Consider the following 18,031-nt stretch of genomic DNA (forward strand, 5'->3'; position numbering starts at 1 on the left):
GGTCATGCGGCGGGCTGCGTCTGCTCTGTATTCGTTGAATCCTGCGATGCCGGTGCTGCTAAGACCCGACGGTGCCGTGCAAGTGGGCTGGGATCCTCGTCGGGCTGTGCTCGTCCGTCCACCGCGTGGATTAACCGCGACAGGTTTGGCCGCGCTGCTGCGGTCCATGCGATCACCGATACCAATCACCGAGTTGCAGCGCCAAGCCGCCGAGCGTGGATTGGTTGACGGTGACGCCATGGCGAACCTTGTCGCGCAACTGGTTGGCGCGGGTGTAGCGACCCCCCTAGCCAACCCCGGAAACCTGGATTCCCGGCGTCGCGCCGCGTCCATCCGGGTCCACGGTCGCGGGCCGTTGTCAGACCTGCTCGTCCAGGCGCTGCGCTGCTCCGGTGCCCGGATCAGGCACAGCAGCCAACCACATGCGGCGGTGACTCCCGCGGGCGTGGATCTGGTGGTGTTGTCGGACTATCTGGTGGCCGATCCGCACATGGTGCGCGATCTGCACACCGAGAGAGTTCCGCATCTTCCCGTTCGGGTTCGTGACGGCACCGGGATGGTCGGGCCCCTGGTGGTCCCCGGCGTGACCAGCTGTCTCGGTTGCGCTGACCTGCATCGCAGCGACCGCGACGCCGCGTGGCCGGCCATCGCCGCCCAATTGCGGGACACCGTCGGGGTGGCCGACCGGGCCACGTTGTTAGCGACGGCGGCGCTGGCGCTCAGCCAAGTGAACCGGGTGATCGCCGCCGTGCGTGGACAGGAGGCGACCCCTGAGCCCCCGTCGGCGCTGAACACCACCTTGGAGTTCGATCTCAACGCTGGCTCTATCGTGGCGCGACAATGGACCAGGCATCCGCGGTGTTTTTGTTGACGTTACGTCTAACCCAGTCGTCCCTGCTCCGGCACGTTGGTCGAGATTGACGCATAGGCTCTGGCCAAGGTGTCGAGCACGTCCTCTGTCAGGGTGCGCTCGTTGCGGTGCTTGTCCAGCGTTTCGATGATCGCTCTGAACAGGGCGTCGGCAGCGTCGTGCTGCGTTGATCTTGCTGACATGGTTTCTTGCGGTCCACCCTCCTGCACATTTCACTGATGCGGCCAACACCACAACGCTTGTCGGCGCTTGTCGGCGCTTGTCGACTCGGGGCAAGCTCAACCGTCCGCACCCAGGCAGTTGTTACCAGATCAACACCCCGACCGGATAACCGTCATGGATGATGGGAGTGTGTCAGATATCAAACGGGGCCGCGCCGCGCGCAATGCGAAGCTGGCCAGCATCCCGGTCGGCTTCGCCGGTCGGGCGGCGCTCGGGCTCGGCAAGCGACTGACCGGTAAGTCAAAAGACGAGGTTACCGCCGAGCTGATGGAGAAGGCCGCCAATCAGTTGTTTACCGTCCTCGGCGAACTCAAGGGTGGCGCGATGAAGGTCGGCCAGGCGCTGTCGGTGATGGAGGCCGCCATTCCCGACGAGTTCGGCGAACCCTACCGGGAAGCACTGACCAAGCTGCAGAAGGACGCCCCACCGCTGCCCGCCAGTAAGGTGCACCGGGTACTCGACGGACAGCTGGGCACCAAATGGCGGGAGCGGTTCAGCTCGTTCAACGACACCCCAGTGGCATCTGCCAGCATCGGCCAGGTGCACAAAGCAATCTGGTCGGACGGCCGAGAAGTGGCCGTCAAGATCCAGTATCCCGGCGCCGACGAGGCGCTGCGCGCGGACCTCAAGACCATGCAGCGCATGGTCGGCGTGCTCAAACAGCTCTCACCCGGCGCCGACGTCCAAGGGGTGGTCGACGAACTGGTTGAACGCACCGAAATGGAACTCGACTACCGGCTGGAGGCCGCCAACCAGCGCGCCTTCGCCAAGGCGTACCACGACCACCCGCGCTTCCAGGTGCCTCACGTCGTGGCAAGCGCACCGAAGGTGGTGATCCAGGAGTGGATCGAAGGTGTGCCGATGGCAGAGATCATCCGTCACGGGACCACCGAGCAGCGTGATCTGATCGGTACGCTGCTCGCCGAGCTCACCTTCGACGCACCACGGCGGCTGGGGTTGATGCACGGCGACGCCCACCCCGGTAATTTCATGCTGCTGCCCGACGGCCGGATGGGCATCATCGACTTCGGTGCCGTGGCACCGATGCCCGGCGGCTTCCCGATAGAGCTCGGGATGACGATTCGACTGGCCCGCGAGAAGAACTACGACCTCCTGTTGCCGACGATGGAGAAGGCCGGGTTGATCCAGCGAGGACGACAGGTGTCGGTTCGCGAGATCGACGAGATGCTGCGCCAATACGTCGAGCCCATCCAGGTCGAGGTCTTCCACTACACCCGCAAGTGGTTACAGAAAATGACCGTCAGTCAGATCGACCGCTCGGTTGCGCAGATCAGAACGGCGCGCCAGATGGACCTGCCGGCCAAGCTCGCGATTCCGATGCGGGTTATCGCATCGGTGGGCGCGATCCTATGCCAGCTGGACGCGCATGTGCCGATCAAGGCCCTGTCGGAGGAGCTGATCCCGGGTTTCGCCGAGCCCGACGCGATCGTCGTCTGAGCCGGCTCGCGCCGGCGGGCGCACCATCGCGGGCTATGCAACAGCATCCTTGCGCGGACGTCCGCGCGGACGCTTGTGACTCACGATCGAGCCTTGGTCGAATATCTCACCACCCCAAACGCCCCAGGGTTCAGCCCGCTGAAGCGCCGCGGCCAAGCACTGCCGCCTGATCGGGCAGCTCACACACAGTGTCTTGGCTACCTCGAGACCGGCCGGGGTATCGGCGAACCACAGATCGGGATCACCGACGTGGCACGGCAAAACCGGCAATCTTTGTCTGGGGGTCTGTCTGGGGACTGTCAGTACCGACACGTCCTGTATCACCTGCTTCCTGGTCTGGTGGCGGTTCTTCGAAAGTGATCCGGACCAGGGATGCTGCGGTGGGCAGATGTCCCGAAAGTTTGGCCACGGATCCTGTGACTTCGGGTCCGTGGCCATCTGGCGAAACGGGGCTGATTACGTAGCGCTTACGTAGAGCCCCGCTCCACGGACTCGTCAGTCGCGGCGGCGACACGGTTCTTGCTATGGGGGGTTCCCGCGGTTGGCACCGCGGCAGCCGCGCCGACACCAAATGCGTTGTTGTCAATCACCGCGGCCGCCCTCCTCTCGTGTCGCGCGCGGTTGCCAGCCCCCCAATGCCATCTCCAGGCTGGCAGCAGAATGCGACCTGGAGGTTAACCGGTGGCAGCAGCTGACCACAACCGATTTTCTGACCTGCGCGTTTGCCGGTACAGGCCCGGTTCAGGTCCGACCGCGAACCAGCTGCAGCACGTCCGATCCGTATTGTTCCAGCTTGCGGGCACCGATGCCGGGGATCGCGATCAGCGCCGCGTCGTCGGTAGGTAGCAGCTCGGCGATCGCGATCAGGGTGTTGTCGGTGAAAACGACATAGGCGGGGACGTTCTGTTCCTTGGCGGTGCTCAGACGCCAGGACTTGAGCTGCAACAACAACTCCTCGTCGACGTCGGCTGCACACGTCTCACACCGCCGCAGCATGACGGCCGCCGAAGTGTTCAGCTCGTTGTTACAGATCCGGCAGCGCGCTGCGGCGCCCCGGTTGCGTCGGGATGTGCCCGGCACCGGATCGGCGCGCGTCTGCGGCGCAATGCCGTTGAGGAACCGCGAGGGCTTGCGGCTCTGGCGCCCGCCCGGGGACCGTGATAGCGCCCAGCTGAGCGCCAAATGGACTCGGGCCCGTGTGATTCCGACGTAGAGCAGCCGACGCTCTTCCTCTACGGGCTCGCTATTGGGGCCGTGTGCCAGCGCATGTGAGATGGGCAGCGTGCCGTCAGCCAATCCGACCAGGAACACCGCGTCCCATTCCAGTCCCTTGGCGGCGTGCAGTGAGGCCAGCGTGACGCCCTGCACCACCGGTGGGTGCCGCGCCTCCGCCCGCCGGCGTAGCTCGGCAAGCAGGCCGGGCAGCTGCAGTGCGGGACGCTGCGCCAGCTCGTCGTCGACCAGCTCGGCCAGCGCGGTGAGCGCTTCCCAGCGTTCCCTGGCGCGGGTGCCGACCGGCGGTTGTGCCGTCAGCCCCAGTGGTGCGAGCACCGCGCGAACCACGTCGGACAACGCGGCATCGGTATCGCGTTCGGACACACGCTGTAAGGCAAGCAACGCCTGCTTGATTTCCTGACGGTTGAAAAACCCCTCGCCACCGCGAACCTGATAGGCGATACCCGCCTGGGTCAACGCCTCTTCATAAACCTCTGACTGCGCATTGACTCGGTAGAGAATGGCTACCTCGGATGGCGGAGTGCCCGATGCGATTAACCGGGCGATTGACGCCGCCACCGTGGCAGCCTCGGCGGGCTCGTCGGAATGCTCATGGAACGACGGGACCGGACCCGGCTCACGCTGGCCGGACAACCGTAGCTTGCTGCCGGCAACACGGCCCCGGGCGGCGGCGATCACCCGGTTAGCCAATGACACCACCTGCGGAGTTGACCGGTAATCACGCTCCAGCCGCACCACCGCGGCGTCCGGGAACCGCCGCGAGAAGTCGAGTAGGAAACGAGGCGAAGCCCCGGTAAACGAGTAGATGGTCTGGTTGGCGTCGCCGACGACGGTCAGGTCGTCCCGATCACCCAACCAGGCCGAGAGCACCCGCTGCTGCAGGGGGGTGACGTCCTGGTACTCGTCCACGACGAAACACCGGTACCGGTCCTGGAACTCCTCGGCCACCGCGGCGTCGTTTTCAATCGCGGCCGCGGTGTGCAGCAACAGGTCGTCGAAGTCAAGTAAGGTGACGCCGTCGCCGCGGGCCTTGAGCGCCTCGTATTCGGAGTAGACAGCCGCGATTTGCGCGGCGTCCAACGGGGGGTCTCGGCGTGCGGCCGCCACTGCGGTCACATACTCCTCGGGGCCGATCAGGGACGCCTTGGCCCACTCGATCTCGCCGGCCAGGTCACGCACATCATCGGTGCTGGCGTGCAGCCTGGTGCGGCTGGCGGCGCGGGCCACCACGGCGAACTTGCTGTCCAGCAGCTGCCAGCCGGTGTCAGCGATTACGCGCGACCAGAAGTACCGCAGCTGGCGATACGCGGCCGCGTGAAAGGTCAGCGCCTGCACAGCGCCGACGCCCGAACCGGTCCGTGCCGCGGCGTCGAGTGCGCGCAACCGGCTGCGCATTTCGCCCGCCGCGCGCTGGGTGAATGTCACAGCCAGCACCTGCCCGGCGGCGACGTGACCGCTCGCGACCAGCGAAGCGATCCGGTGAGTGATGGTGCGGGTCTTGCCGGTTCCGGCACCGGCCAGCACGCACACCGGTCCACGCGGAGCCAGTACGGCTTCGCGCTGCTGGTCGTCCAGCCCGGCAATCAATGGGTCGCTGGCTATCGACATGACGTCCATCTTGGCAGCGGTAGATGACAGACCGGGCGTGTCGCCACGCCGTGGGGCGTGCGACATGAACAACTGCCGAGCCGCCACACCGCCCGGGTCGTCGCCGCGCTAGGTTAGCGTGTCATGATCACCGCTGCGCTCACCATCTATACGACATCATGGTGTGGCTATTGCCTTCGACTCAAAACAGCGCTCACGGCCAACCGAATCGCTTACGACGAGGTCGACATCGAACACAACCGTGCGGCCGCGGAGTTCGTCGGCTCGGTCAATGGCGGCAACAGAACTGTTCCCACGGTGAAGTTCGCCGACGGGTCGACGCTGACTAACCCGAGCGCGGACGAGGTCAAAGCGAAGCTGGTAAAGATCGCGGGTTAACGACGTGGACTTTCATTCGCACGCTGCCCACGATTCGATGATCACGCGGGCGATCGAGATCGACCCGGGCAGTAGCAGTTTCGACTCCGACGCACTGGACCAATCGCCGGCGGCAAGCGCTGCGCGCACCTCATCGCGGGTGAACCACGCGGCTTCGGCGATTTCGCCGTCGCTGAACGAGAACTCCTCATCCGGGTCACCCAAGGCATGAAAGCCAACCATTAACGACCGCGGGAACGGCCACGGCTGGCTGCCCAGATAGCGCACATCGCGAACGGTCAGGCCGATTTCCTCGCGGATCTCCCGGGCGACGCAGACTTCGAACGACTCTCCGGCCTCGACAAAGCCAGCCAACAGCGAGAACATCCGTTCCGGCCACGCCGCCTGGCGAGCCAACACGGCACGATCAGCGCCGTCGTGAACCAGGCAGATCACCGCCGGGTCGATACGGGGGAACTCCTCATGACCGGTGATCGGGTTGACCCGTGACCAGCCGGCCCTGGCCGGTTTCGTCGGCGCGCCGTCTAGGGCGCTGAATCGTGCGTTGTCATGCCAGTTCAACAGCGCCGATGCCGACGACACCAGTTGGCTGCTGGTGTCGTCCATGATTCGGCCGAGCCCACGAAGGTCCACCGCCTCGGCTGGTATGTCGGGATCAGCGATCGGCTGCAGCGCTGCCCGCACCGCCCAGACGTGGCGGCCGCCCTCGACGCGACCCAGGAATACCGCCTCTGGCGGTGGCTTGTCGGCCAGCTCGATGGCCGCGCCAAGCAACACCCGGCCGTTGGCGACCAGCACGCGATTGCGGGAATCCACCCGCAGCAATGCCGCGCCTGGCCATCCCGCGGCGGCCGCCTCCATGTCGGTCCTCAGCCGGTCGGCCCGGTCGGCGCCGACGCGCGAAAGCAACGGAACGCTTCTCAGCTGAAAATCCACGCCGCTTACGTTCGTCACTGGCGCCCCACCTGGTGGCGACCCGCCGCGCCCGGCTCCGCCGCGCTTGCGATCGCCACCGGGCCCAACTGGTGGCGACCCGCCGCGCCCGGCTCCGCCACGCTTGCGATCGCCACTAGCGCCCCACCTGGCGAATATAGAGCAGCCGGTCGCTGGCCTCGATGGCGTCCACCTCGGGCGCCCCAATGCGCAGCAGCTGGCCGTCACGTACCACGCCGAGCACGATGTCGCGCAGGTGCCGCGGAGACCCGCCCACCTCGGCCTGCTCCACCTCACGTTCGGCAACGGCCAGGCCGGCTTCCGGGGTCAGCAGATCCTCGATCATCTCCACGACGCTGGGCGTCGTGGTAGCGATGCCGAGCAGCCGCCCGGCGGTCTCGGAGGAGACCACCACCGTGTCCGCACCCGACTGCCGCAACAAGTGCTGGTTTTCGGCCTCCCGGATGGACGCCACGATCTTGGCTTTGGGCGCAATCTCGCGCGCCGTCAACGTGACGAGCACAGCGGTGTCGTCGCGACTGGTGGCGACGATGATCGAGGACGCATGCTGAGTGCCGGCTAACCTCAGCACGTCGGACTTGGTGGCATCACCATGCACGGTGACCAGACCGGCTGCCGCGGCACGTTCGAGGACACCCGAATCGGTGTCGACGACCACAATTTCACCCGGAACTAACTCGTCACTGACCATCGCGGCCACCGCCGTTTTGCCCTTGGTGCCGTAGCCGATGACGACGGTATGGTTGCGCACTCTGCTCCTCCAACGCTGGATCTTGTACGCCTGACGGGATGTTTCCGTGAGGACTTCGAGAGTCGTGCCGACCAACAAGATCAAGAACGCAATCCGCAGCGGTGTGATGACGAAGATGTTGATCGCTCGCGCGAATTCGGAAATGGGCGTGATGTCGCCGTAGCCGGTCGTCGACAGCGTCACCGCAGCGTAGTAGAGGCAATCCAGAAACGTCAGCCGATCGCCCTGGGCGTCGAGGTAGCCGTCGCGGTCGACGTAGACGATCCCGGCGGTGACCAGCAACGCCACCACAGCGACGACCACCCGGCGTGAAATAACGCGAGCTGGACTGGCCCGCCTTTGGGGAATGCGCAGCACGCCGACAAGCGCGTAACCAGGCTGCGCGGTCAGCTTCTCGTCGAGCCCCCGCAACCGCCGCCAGCTACCGGCCACCGAAATCCGTCACCGGTTAGCCCCAATGCACGCCAAACGCACGACACAAATGGTAACCACGTCAGGTGTCCGACCGCCGACCGGCGCAGTCGGTCAGTAGCATGGCCAACTCGCCGGGAGCGGGTAACTCGTCGGGGACGACCGTGATGCCGCTGCGCACGTAATAGAAGGCGGTACGCACCGAGGATGTCGGACATCCCCGCAATGCGGCCCAGGCCAGTCGATAGACAGCGAGCTGGACAGCGGCCTGCCGCATGGCTGCCGGCCCGTGCGGCGGCTTGCCGGTCTTCCAGTCCACCACGGTGGCACCGCCGTCGGGGTCGACGAACACCGCGTCGATGCGGCCGCGCACCACGGTATCGCCGATCGGCATTTCGAACGGCACTTCGACCGCCGCCGGGGTGCGAGCCGCCCACGATGATGCGGCGAACGCCCTCTGCAACGCGGCCAACTCCTCAGGATCGCCCACCTCGCGGTCCGCTGCACCTGGCAGGTCACCCAGGTCAAACAGCAGTTCAGCACCGTAAAATTGCTGAACCCAGGCGTGAAATGCATCGCCCAACCACGCGTGCGGGTCCGGGCGTTTTGGCAGCCGACACATCAGCCGCTGCCGCGCACCGACCGGGTCGCCGACCAGCTCCACCAAACTGCTGACCGACAAATGGTTCGGCAGACCACGGGCAGGTGCTCCCCGCGCCGCGTGCGCACGTTCAGCCAACAGTGCATCGACGTCAGTGGACCAGGGGGCATCGCCCGGGCGCGGGGGATGATCGATGTCGGTGGTGCTTCCGGGCAAGTCGGCCGACATGGCCGCCGCCACCAGCGCCGCGCCCCGCTCCACATCGCCGCGACGTGCGGCCAACGGATCAGCGGGCCAAACCGCCTCGATAGCGTTGTCACACAATGGGTTTCGCTCATCGCCGGCGGGCGCCGACGCCCACTGCTCGACGACTCCGCAAGGATCACCGGCAGCGGCCGAACGGTCAATGATGTCCTTGAGTTCGCACAGGAATTCCGATGGCCCGCGCGGCTTTGTCCCGGTGGGCCCCCAATGGTGGCCGGACACCAGCAGAGTGTCCTCAGCCCGGGTAACGGCCACGTACAACAGTCGACGCTCCTCGTCGACGCGCCGCTGATCGAGCAGGCGACGATGTTCGGAGATCTTGTCCGACAACTGTTTTCGGTCAGCGACAGCTGACGTGTCCAGTACGGGGATGCCGTGCGCGCCGGCCGAGGCGCGATCCCCACGCAGCAGCGGCGGTAGTTCGGCGGGGTCGGTAAGCCAGCTGCTGCGCGACACCGTCGACGGAAACACTCCGCGCGACAGGTGTGCCACCGCCACCACCTGCCATTCCAAGCCCTTGGCGGCGTGCACGGTCAGCACCTGGACCCGGTCGCAGGCGACGGTCAACTCGGCAGGCGGCAAACCGTTCTCGACCACCTCGGCGACGTCCAAATAAGCCAGCAGGCCCGCAACCGACGCCTCGCTGGACCTAGCGCTGGCCCGTTCGGCGTACCCCGCGACCACGTCGGCGAACGCATCAAGGTGCTCGGGTCCGGCCCAGCCACCTGAGACCGGGGCCGAGGCCCGCACCTCGCAATCGACGCCAAGCACGCGGCGCACCTCGGCTACTAGGTCGGGCAGGGAATGACCGAGGCGACCGCGCAGCGCGCTCAGTTCACCGGCCAAGGCGCCGATGCGCCCATATCCCGCCACCGAATACCCCTCGGCGGAACCTGGATCGCTGATGGCGTCGGCCAGACACGGATTGTCGGCGTCCGCGCTGGCCGCCATCGCGATCGATTCGGGCGACGCCGTTGACGGTGATTCGCCACTCAGCGTCAGCGCACGCCGCCACAGCGCGGCGAGGTCCCGGGCGCCGAGCCGCCACCGTGGGCCAGTCAGCACCCGCATCGCGGCCGCCCCGGCCGTTGGGTCGGCAACCAGGCGCAGCATGGCCACCACCTCGGCGACCTCGGGGATGGACAGTAGGCCGGCCAGCCCGACAACTTCAGCCGGGATTCCGCGGGCCCGCAGGGTATCAGCGATAGCGGCGGCGTCGGCGTTGCGGCGTACCAGCACCGCCGCGGTGGGCGGCTTGACACCGTCCGCTTCTGCCCGCTGGTAACGCATCCGCAAGTGGTCGGCGATCCATTCGCGTTCGGCCTGCACGTCGGGAAGCAACGCGCAGCGGACGGCTCCAGGCGGGGCATCCGGACGCGGCCGCAACGCGCGCACCGCAACCGAGCGCCGCCGCGCCTCCGCCGATATGCCATTGGCCACGCGCAGCGCTTGCGGCGGGTTGCGCCAGCTGGTCAGCAGCTCCAGCACCGGCGCGGGGGTGCCGTCCGATAAGGGGAAGTCGGTGGTGAACCGGGGCAGGTTCGTCGCCGAAGCGCCGCGCCACCCGTAGATCGACTGAATCGGGTCACCGACAGCCGTCAGCGCCAACCCGTCATCAACGCCGCCGCCAAACAGCGACGACAACACAACGCGCTGCGCGTGCCCCGTGTCCTGGTATTCGTCCAGTAACACCACCCGGTAGCGCCTCCGCAGATCCTGGCCAACTTGGGGAGAGGTCGCCGCCAACCGTGCGGCCGAGGCCATCTGCATGGCGAAATCCATCACTTTGCCGGCGTGCATCCGCTCACCCAACGCGTCAAGCAACGGCACCAACTCCGCGCGCTGGGTCTGGGTGGCCAGCATCCGCAGCAGCCACTGGCTGGGGCCGCGGTCACGCTGATAGCGGCCCGCCGGCAGAGCGTGGACCAGCCGTTCCAGCTCGACGTGGGTGTCGCGAAGCGCGCGGGTGTCGACCAGATGCTCGCCAAGCTGGCCCCATAACCGCACCACGATCGAGGTGACCGCCGCCGGGCTCTTGTCGGTGCACAGCACGCCGTCGTACCCGCTGACCACATCGAATGCCAGCTGCCACAGCTCGGTCTCGCTCAGCAACCTGGTATCGGGTTCCAGCGGTAGCAGCAGGCCGTAGTCGCGTAGTAGCGAGCCGGCAAAGGCGTGGTAGGTGCTGACTACCGGAGCGCAGGCCGCCGGGTCGCCGCAGCCGAGGCCGATACCGGCCAACCTGGCCAGACGGGACCGAACGCGGCGCAACAGCTGGCCCGCGGCCTTGCGGGTGAACGTCAATCCCAGCACCTGGCCGGGTTCCGCGTAGCCGTTGGCAACCAGCCACACCACCCGGGCAGCCATCGTTTCGGTTTTTCCGGCGCCGGCTCCCGCGATGACGACCAGCGGGCCGGGAGGTGCGGCGATTACCGCGGCCTGCTCAGCGGTGGGCGGGAAAAGTCCTAGCGCGCAGGCTAGTTCAGCTGGACTGTAGCGTGCCGGTGCCGCGGTTTGGGTCATGGCGCCGACCCTCGGACGTGGGCCGGACAGCCCGGCCGCAGCGGGCAGTGGGTGCACCCGTCGTTGCGCCGAGCGATGAACTGGGGACCGGCTGTCGCCGCGGCCAGCTGCCGGACGAGGTTGCGCCATTCGTCGCGCGCGGCCGGTGTGAGTGGATCCTGTTTGCGTTCGGCGACGCCAGCGGCCCCGCTTTTGCCGACATAGACCAGCCGGGCACCGCCGGGCTCGTCCCCGGCGCGCACCAAGCCTTCGGCCACCGCCAGCTGATACATCGCCAGCTGGGCGTGCTGCTGGGCATCGTCCTTGCTGACCGGTGTCTTGCCGGTTTTGATGTCGACGATCACCAGGCGGCCGGCCGGGTCGCGTTCCAGCCGATCCGCCCGGCCACGCAACCGAATTTTTCTGGCTTGACCGCTACCGTCCTCGAGGGCCCCATCGATGTCGACCTCCACGCCAACTTCGGTCAGCTCGGATCGACTCTGAGCTCGCCACTGTACGAACGCCTGGATCATCGCGCGGTGCCGGGCAAGCTCGTTGGCCGAATACCACTGAGCGCCGAACGGCAGATGGCCCCACACCCGGTCCAGTTCAGCCAGCAGTTGGGATTCGCTCCTGCCCGGCTCGGCAAACAGTGCGTGCAACACCGATCCGACGGCAGACGGCAGCTCGCGGGTGTTTGTTCCGCCGTGCCGCTCGGCCAGCCAGCGCAGTGGGCAGTCGTTGAGTGCCTGCAAAGTCGACGGCGTCAACGTGACGAGATCGTCGCTATCGCACAACGGATCACTCGTGCTGACCGGGGCCAGGCCATGCCACTCGGACGGGTCGGCACCTGGCACACCGGCTTTGGCCAACCGGGCCAATTGCGTTGCCGCACAATCGCGATCGGCGTCATCTACCGCGCAGGCAGGCGCGCACACCACAGCGCGTAACCGGCCTACCACCGCCGCAGCCGACAACACGCGCGGCGCCGAGACCGGCTGCATCGCGACGGGTTCGCCATCGCCGTCGGCCCACTGGGCAATCTCGAAAAAGAACGCCGATGGCAGCACCGCCTCGTGCCCGCCCCCGCCCGCGTCGCTATCTACGGCGGTCACCAGCAACCGCCGCCGGGCCCGCCCCATCGCGGTCACCAGCAGCCGGCGCTCCTCGGCCAGCAACGGCGCGCGCATCGAGGCATCCTTCGTGACACCGTCGAGTTCGTCCAGCAGCCGCTGGGTGCCAAGCACACCGCCACGTGGAACCGTGTTGGGCCACAAGCCGTCCTGTAGGCCGGCGATAACTACCAGATCCCATTCGTGTCCCAGCGCGGCATGTGCGCTAAGGACCATGACCTGCTCTGTCGGGGCTGCCGGTTCGGGTCGCACAACCGGCAGCTGCAGCGCGGTGACGTGCTCGACGAGTCCGCGCAGGGACGCACCCGAGGTGCGGGACACGTAATGGTCGGTGATGTCGAACAAGGCGGTCACCGTTTCCAGGTCCCGGGTGGCCTGGACAGCCGCCGCACCACCATGCTCGCTGGCCGCCAGCCAGCGGCGTTGCAGACCCGACCGTTGCCAGGCAGCCCATAGCGTGTGGCGCGGATCCTGGCCACCCAGACTTCCTGAGCGGTGGCAGCGCGCGGCCGCGGTCAGCACGGCACGCACGCGCCGCAGTGCCCGCGACCCTGGCCCCGATGGCGGCGCGTCGCCGCCGAGCACTTCCACCAGCAGGTCGCCGAACTTCCTCGAAGTCTGGCCGGGACGTGCGCGTTGCAGAGTCCGGCGCAGCTGGCGAAGTGATACCGGGTCCACACCACCAATCGGCCCGGTGAGCAGGAGCAGCGCCTGGTCGCCGTCGAGCCCGTCAGCCGTCGCCTCGAGCACCGTGAGCAGCGCCCGTACCGCCGGCTCCGCGGACAACGGCCCGCCAACTGCAGGTGGGGCCACCGGCACCCCGGCGGCGGCCAGAGCGCGCGGCAACCGCACAGCGCGCGGCACCGACCTGACGATCACCGCCATCTGCGACCAAGGCACCCCATCGATCAGGTGCGCGCGTCGCAGCGCGTCGGCAATCATCGCTGCCTCAGCGTGCGCCGAACCGGCCAGGCGCACCGTCACCGATCCGACCTCGGTCCCGGTGCCCTCGATTCGCCGACCGACGCTTCGACCCGGTAGCCGTCGTGCGATGCCGGTGACGGCCCGCGCCACGGCGGGTGCACACCGATGAGAGACCGTCAACGTCACCGACGGAATGGGGGCACCACCTGCTGGCGGCGGATCGTCGGCCAGCAGGCCGGTGGGCTCGCCGCCGCGGAACCCGAACACCGCTTGGTTCGGATCACCGGCGATCAGGGCCAGCTCGGTGCCCGCCGCCAGCATCCGGACCAGGCGTGCCGCCTGCGGATCAAGTTGTTGGGCGTCGTCGACCAAAAGGGTCCGGACCCGGGCGCGTTCGGCGGCCAGTAACTCAGGATCGACCGCGAAGGCCTCCAAAGCTGCCCCCACCAGTTCGGCGGCACTCAGCGCCGGCGCCGTGGCCTGCGGCGCCGCCAGCCCCACCGCACCCCGCAACAACATCACCTGCTCGTACCGCTGGGCGAATTGACCGGCGGCGATCCATTCCGGACGGCCGCGGCGACGGCCCAGTTGCTGCAACTCCAGCGGGTCCAGGCCGCGTTCGGCGCAACGTGCCAACAGGTTTCGCAGCTCGGTGGCGAAGCCGGCGGTAGTCAGCGCGGGCCGCAGATGCGCAGGCCAGGTGGTGGTGGCGGCCGGTCCGTCTTCGGCGTCCCCGGCCAGCAGTTCCCGAATGATGGCGTCCTGCTCGGCGCTGGTAAGCAGCCGCGGCAAGGCGTCACCGGCGCGCTGTGCGGCCTTGCGCAAGACCGCATAGGCGTAGCTGTGCACGGTGCGTACCACCGGTTCGCGGATCGCCGCCCGGCAAGGGCCGTTGGTGCGCGACCGCAGCAGCGCCGTCGTCAGCGCACTGCGGGCCCGCATGCCCATTCGGCCGGAACCGGTCAGCAGCAGAACCGACTCCGGGTCGGTGCCGGCGCCGATGTGAGCGACCGCGGCCTCAACCAACAGTGTGCTCTTACCGGTGCCCGGGCCGCCCAGCACAAGCACCGGACCGCGCAAACCCGGCGCGAGGGCCGCACCCGCCTCGACACCCCAGATATGTGACATAGCCGCATGACATCACGAGGGTCTGACAAGCTCGGATACTGGACACTGCGTTACAGTCCGACAACGCCAATCTGAAGGGGTGGCTATCATGGCGGAGGTCGTAGGCGGCGGTCCACAGGACGAAGTGCCCGAGGCCGATGCGGTCGAGCAAGCGCGTGCCGTCGATTTCGACGACGAAGCTGGGTTGGACACCGCCTACCTGAGCGGCGGCGCCGGCGACCGAGACGCCAGCGAAGCCGACGTCGTCGACCAAGCCTTCGTCGTTCCGGTCGCCGACGACGAAGAAATCGACCGGTAGCAGGCGTCGCCGGGCTGGCATCATCGACGCGTGATCATCGACCTTCACGTACAGCGCTACGGCCCGTCAGGGCCCGCGCGGGTGCTGACCATCCACGGAGTGACCGAGCACGGGCGCATCTGGCACCGGTTAGCCCATCACTTGCCCGAAATCCCCATCGCCGCACCCGATCTGCTGGGCCACGGTAGGTCACCATGGGCCGCGCCGTGGACCATCGACGCCAACGTGTCCGCCCTGGCAGCACTCCTCGACAATCAGGGCGACGGTCCGGTAGTGGTGGTCGGACACTCCTTCGGCGGCGCTGTCGCTATGCACCTGGCCGCGGCTCGCCCAGACCAGGTCGCGGCGCTGGTGTTGCTCGACCCGGCGGTCTCTCTGGACGGGTCCCGGGTACGCGAGGTGGTCGACGCCATGCTGGCCTCTCCCGACTACCTGGACCCCGCCGAGGCCCGGGCCGAGAAGGCGACCGGTGCCTGGGCGGACGTGGACCCCCCAGTGCTCGACGCCGAACTCGACGAGCACCTCGTCGCATTGCCCAACGGTCGGTACGGTTGGCGTATCAGTCTGCCGGCGATGGTGTGCTACTGGAGCGAACTGGCCCGCGACATCGTGCTGCCGCCGGTGGGAACGGCAACCACGCTGGTTCGGGCGGTCCGTGCGTCACCGGCGTACGTCAGCGACCAGCTGCTCGCGGCCCTGGACAAACGGCTAGGAGCCGATTTTGAGCTACTAGACTTCGACTGCGGGCACATGGTGCCCCAAGCCAAGCCCACTGAGGTCGCGGCGGTGATCCGCAGTCGACTGGGACCGCGCTAGCCATGGCGCCGGTGACCGACGAACAGGTGGAGCTGGTGCGCTCACTGGTCGCGGCCATCCCACTCGGCCGGGTGTCCACCTACGGCGACATCGCAGCTCTCGCAGGGCTTTCCAGTCCGCGTATTGTCGGCTGGATTATGCGGACCGATTCCTCGGATCTGCCCTGGCACCGGGTGATCAGAGCCTCCGGGCGCCCAGCACAGCACCTGGCCACCCGGCAGTTGGAGTTGTTGCGCGCAGAGGGCGTTCTCAGTGTTGACGGCCGGGTGGCGCTGAGCGAGATCCGCTATGAGTTTCCGCCGGGCTGAGTAGGTTTAGAGCACTAGCCGCACTAGGGCCGCGGTGTGGGCCAGGCCGGGAAACGCTTCGGCGGTGGATCGTGGGTGCAGCGCGTACACTGCTAGGCGGAACATCAACGCGCGCAACAACATCTGGGGCCACTCCGGCAGCGCGTTCCACCGCTCGATGAGCCCGTCGTCGGCCGCACCCCAGGACAGCGCGTCGACGACGGCCACCCCGGCCGCCCAGGATGCGGGCCGCCAGTAGGGCGTGATGTCGGTGATCCCTGGAGGGGCGGTGCCCGCGAAAAGCACTGTACCGTAAAGATCTCCGTGCACCAGCTGGTTCGGGCTCTTGGTCGGCTTACGCAACCCGGCAAGCTGATTGATCAGATCGATCGATCGCTGGGGGTCCGCTGCCGGGGGGGCGGTCGGCACGCCCGGTGGGACCGACTGTAATGGCCGCTCCTCCCACCCAGCTCGGTCTGCGGCGACGAACACATCGATCTCGGCCCAGGGCGCCGCGGGTCCCTGGGTCAAGAATCGGGGGCGTTCCAGTTTTCCGGTGGCCTCATGCAGCCGCACCGCCGCCGAGACGACCTCATCATGCCTAGGCTCCGGCGCGCCGGCGACGAACGTGTCTGCCCGCCAACCAGACACCACGTACCGGCCGTCGGTCGATCGGACGGGCCGAGCCAGGCGTACGCCGTCGACGAACAACGTCTCGCGCACCCGGGCCGACCAGGCCGCGCGGGCGTTGTCGGCCACCATCGACAACACCACCTCGCCGCATCGCCAGCCACCTTCCCAACCGGCACCCAACAGGATGGGTTGCGCACCTGCCAAACCGAACGCCACCAACACGTGCTCGGGCGGCGGCTCGACATTCACACCGGTCAGCCTAGTAGAGCCCATCGGGGTGTATTGGGCCTGTATCGGTCCTAGTACATCACCATGTCGGGCTGCATCTGCTTGGCCCACGCGACGATCCCACCCTGCAGGTGTACCGCGTCGGAGAAACCGGCTTTCTTGACCGCAGCCAATGCCTCGGCCGAGCGCACGCCCGTCTTGCAGTACAGCACGGCGGTGCGGTCCTGGGGGAGCTTGGCCAGACCCTCACCCGAGTTGATCAACGATTTCGGAATCAGTTGGGCTCCGTCGATATGCACGATGTCCCACTCCACGGGATCGCGAACGTCGATCAGTGCCAGCTTACGGCCGGAGTCCAGCCAGTCGCGCAGCTCGCGCGGCGTGATGGTGGAACCTTTGGCCGCCTGGGCGGCATCGTCAGCAACCACGCCGCAGAACTGTTCGTAGTCGATGAGCTCGGTGATCTTCGGTGTCGATGGGTCCTTGCGGATGGTGATCGTGCGATAGCTCATCTCCAGCGCGTCGTACACCAGCAACCGGCCAAGCAGTGTTTCACCTATCCCGGTGATCAGCTTGATCGCCTCAGTGCCCATCACCGATGCGACCGAGGCACAGATAATGCCCAGCACCCCGCCTTCAGCACAGGACGGCACCATGCCCGGCGGCGGCGGCTCGGGATACAGGTCGCGGTAGTTGACACCCAACCCGTCGGGGGCGTCCTCCCAAAACACCGATGCCTGGCCCTCGAAGCGGTAAATCGACCCCCACACGTACGGCTTGCCAGCCAGCACCGCGGCGTCGTTGACCAGATACCGGGTGGCGAAGTTGTCGGTGCCATCCAAGATCAGGTCGTACTGCTTGAACAGGTCGACGGCGTTGCTCGGCGCAAGCCGCAGCTCGTGTAGTCGCACCCGGATCAGCGGGTTGATCGCGACAATCGAATCGCGCGCCGACTGAGCCTTGGAGCGCCCGACGTCAGCTACCCCATGGATGACCTGGCGCTGCAGGTTCGACTCGTCAACCACATCGAAGTCGACGATGCCGATGGTGCCGACGCCGGCGGCGGCCAGATACAATAACGTGGGCGCTCCGAGCCCGCCGGCGCCGATCACCAGTACTCGCGCGTTCTTGAGCCTCTTCTGCCCGTCAACACCCAGGTCAGGAATGATGAGATGGCGGCTGTAGCGAGCTACCTCTTCACGGCTGAGCGCGGATGCTGGCTCAACTAGTGGCGGCAAGGATGTCGACACCGAATATCTCCTCGGTTATATCCGAAACGTCTGCTGCGCGTCGTCCTGCAAATACCTCAACGCCCAGCTTGCCACCTT

At 67.1% G+C, this 18,031-nt stretch carries 15 protein-coding genes; 6 read left to right on the forward strand and 9 right to left on the reverse strand.

Annotation, left to right across the window (positions count from 1 at the left end):
* Positions 1–4: 4 nt before the first annotated feature.
* On the forward strand, positions 5–871 hold the full coding sequence (locus MCAN_RS16895) for a hypothetical protein (RefSeq protein WP_021082912.1): 867 nt from the start codon (positions 5–7) through the stop codon (positions 869–871).
* A gap of 8 nt (positions 872–879) precedes the next feature.
* Here the strand turns inward: MCAN_RS16895 and MCAN_RS16900 are convergent, their stop codons facing one another.
* Positions 880–1,053, reverse strand: coding sequence for a hypothetical protein (locus tag MCAN_RS16900; protein ID WP_015456486.1), 174 nt, complete (start codon positions 1,051–1,053; stop codon positions 880–882).
* 154 nt (positions 1,054–1,207) lie between these two features.
* On the opposite strand from MCAN_RS16900, the gene MCAN_RS16905 reads away from it, so the two are divergent.
* Positions 1,208–2,551, forward strand: coding sequence for a macrolide-binding ATPase MABP-1 (locus MCAN_RS16905; protein ID WP_003416815.1), 1,344 nt, complete (start codon positions 1,208–1,210; stop codon positions 2,549–2,551).
* 33 nt (positions 2,552–2,584) lie between these two features.
* Here the strand turns inward: MCAN_RS16905 and whiB7 are convergent, their stop codons facing one another.
* Both whiB7 and uvrD2 read right to left on the reverse strand, forming a co-directional pair.
* The gene (whiB7, locus tag MCAN_RS16910; protein ID WP_003899963.1) at positions 2,585–2,863 is read right to left on the reverse strand and encodes a transcriptional regulator WhiB7; all 279 of its coding nucleotides are present in this window, start codon (positions 2,861–2,863) and stop codon (positions 2,585–2,587) included.
* A 429-nt stretch (positions 2,864–3,292) separates the two neighbouring features.
* A complete protein-coding gene (uvrD2, locus tag MCAN_RS16915) occupies positions 3,293–5,395 on the reverse strand; it encodes an ATP-dependent DNA helicase UvrD2 (protein ID WP_003416822.1) in 2,103 nt (700 codons plus the stop codon).
* Between the two features lie 123 nt (positions 5,396–5,518).
* On the opposite strand from uvrD2, the gene mrx1 reads away from it, so the two are divergent.
* The gene (gene mrx1, locus MCAN_RS16920) at positions 5,519–5,773 is read left to right on the forward strand and encodes a mycoredoxin Mrx1 (RefSeq protein WP_003416827.1); all 255 of its coding nucleotides are present in this window, start codon (positions 5,519–5,521) and stop codon (positions 5,771–5,773) included.
* Between the two features lie 12 nt (positions 5,774–5,785).
* Here mrx1 and nudC read toward each other — a convergent pair whose 3' ends face one another.
* The 4 genes from nudC to adnA all read right to left on the reverse strand — a co-directional run bounded on the left by nudC (position 5,786) and on the right by adnA (position 14,441).
* A complete protein-coding gene (gene nudC / locus MCAN_RS16925) occupies positions 5,786–6,727 on the reverse strand; it encodes an NAD(+) diphosphatase (RefSeq protein ID WP_003416829.1) in 942 nt (313 codons plus the stop codon).
* 115 nt (positions 6,728–6,842) lie between these two features.
* On the reverse strand, positions 6,843–7,910 hold the full coding sequence (locus MCAN_RS16930; RefSeq protein WP_014001618.1) for a potassium channel family protein: 1,068 nt from the start codon (positions 7,908–7,910) through the stop codon (positions 6,843–6,845).
* A 61-nt stretch (positions 7,911–7,971) separates the two neighbouring features.
* On the reverse strand, positions 7,972–11,277 hold the full coding sequence (gene adnB, locus MCAN_RS16935) for an ATP-dependent DNA helicase AdnB (protein ID WP_014001619.1): 3,306 nt from the start codon (positions 11,275–11,277) through the stop codon (positions 7,972–7,974).
* Entirely contained in the window at positions 11,274–14,441 is a 3,168-nt protein-coding gene (gene adnA, locus MCAN_RS16940; RefSeq protein WP_003905015.1) for an ATP-dependent DNA helicase AdnA, read from the reverse strand. Before adnA ends, adnB begins: the two co-directional genes overlap by 4 nt.
* An 88-nt stretch (positions 14,442–14,529) precedes the next feature.
* Between adnA and MCAN_RS16945 the strand changes: the two genes are divergently transcribed.
* Genes MCAN_RS16945 through MCAN_RS16955 form a run of 3 tightly spaced genes read left to right on the forward strand, consistent with a single transcriptional unit; the run spans position 14,530 to position 15,863 of the window.
* Positions 14,530–14,739 (forward strand): hypothetical protein, encoded by a 210-nt coding sequence (locus MCAN_RS16945; RefSeq protein ID WP_041179961.1) that lies wholly within the window; start codon positions 14,530–14,532, stop codon positions 14,737–14,739.
* Between the two features lie 30 nt (positions 14,740–14,769).
* Positions 14,770–15,555 (forward strand): lipase LipV, encoded by a 786-nt coding sequence (gene lipV / locus MCAN_RS16950; RefSeq protein WP_041180143.1) that lies wholly within the window; start codon positions 14,770–14,772, stop codon positions 15,553–15,555.
* A gap of 2 nt (positions 15,556–15,557) precedes the next feature.
* Entirely contained in the window at positions 15,558–15,863 is a 306-nt protein-coding gene (locus MCAN_RS16955) for an MGMT family protein (RefSeq protein WP_003416847.1), read from the forward strand.
* A gap of 6 nt (positions 15,864–15,869) precedes the next feature.
* Here MCAN_RS16955 and MCAN_RS16960 read toward each other — a convergent pair whose 3' ends face one another.
* Entirely contained in the window at positions 15,870–16,724 is an 855-nt protein-coding gene (locus MCAN_RS16960) for a TIGR02569 family protein (RefSeq protein ID WP_003416850.1), read from the reverse strand.
* 50 nt (positions 16,725–16,774) lie between these two features.
* Positions 16,775–17,953, reverse strand: a complete 1,179-nt coding sequence (gene moeZ / locus MCAN_RS16965) for an adenylyltransferase/sulfurtransferase MoeZ (protein WP_014001621.1) — start codon at positions 17,951–17,953, stop codon at positions 16,775–16,777.
* Between the last annotated feature and the right edge of the window lie 78 nt (positions 17,954–18,031).

Source organism: Mycobacterium canetti CIPT 140010059, from assembly GCF_000253375.1.
Taxonomy (GTDB): Bacteria; Actinomycetota; Actinomycetes; order Mycobacteriales; family Mycobacteriaceae; genus Mycobacterium; species Mycobacterium tuberculosis.